Here is a 745-nt window from a genome sequence, read left to right on the forward strand (position 1 = left end):
CGTGTCTTCAAAGTGGGTTCGCGAGATGATGGACCCGTGAGTCGTCGCTATGAACTGACGGATGAGGAGTGGGAGTTGTTGTGCCCGCTCCTTCCGGCCGGGTCGTTCGGTCGCCCGCGTGCGGATGACCGAACGGTGCTGAACGGGATCGTGTGGAAGATTCGGGCCGGTGCCGCCTGGCGGGACGTGCCGGCCCGGTACGGGGCCTGGCAGTCGCTCTATACCCGCTTTCGCAGATGGGCCTTGGACGGCACCTTCACCCGGATGCTCGCCGCGGTTCAGGCTGACCGGCAGGCGAGGGCGGACGTGGACTGGCTCGTCGCGGTCGACTCGACGCTCGTCCGTGCCCACCAGCATGCCGCCGGCGCGAAAAAGGGGGCCGGGCGGGGGACGAACCGGCAGATCACGCCCTCGGTCGATCCCGTGGAGGATTAACCACCAAGCTCCATCTCGCCTGCGACGGCCGAGGCCGTCCCCTCGCGTTCGTCCTGACCGGCGGCAACCGCAATGACTGCACCCAGTTCGAGCAGGTCATGGCCCGCATACGCGTCCCTGGCCCCGGCCCGGGACGTCCACGCACCCGCCCCGCGCGGGTGGTCGCCGACAAGGGCTACTCCTCCCGCTCGATCCGCGCCTACCTGCGCAGACGCGGCATCAAGCACACCATTCCCGAGCGCATCGACCAGCTCAACGGACGGATCAGCCGCGGCGAACGCCCCTGCGGCTTCGACAAAACCCACTACCG

At 68.6% G+C, this 745-nt stretch carries 1 pseudogene; it reads left to right on the forward strand.

The features are described 5' to 3' along the window. Positions 1 to 36: 36 nt before the first annotated feature. Positions 37 to 745 (forward strand): annotated as a pseudogene (locus M4J07_RS47710) (IS5 family transposase); the annotation flags it as partial.

The organism is Streptomyces longispororuber (assembly GCF_024448165.1).
In the GTDB taxonomy this organism is placed as follows: domain Bacteria; phylum Actinomycetota; class Actinomycetes; order Streptomycetales; family Streptomycetaceae; genus Streptomyces; species Streptomyces longispororuber_A.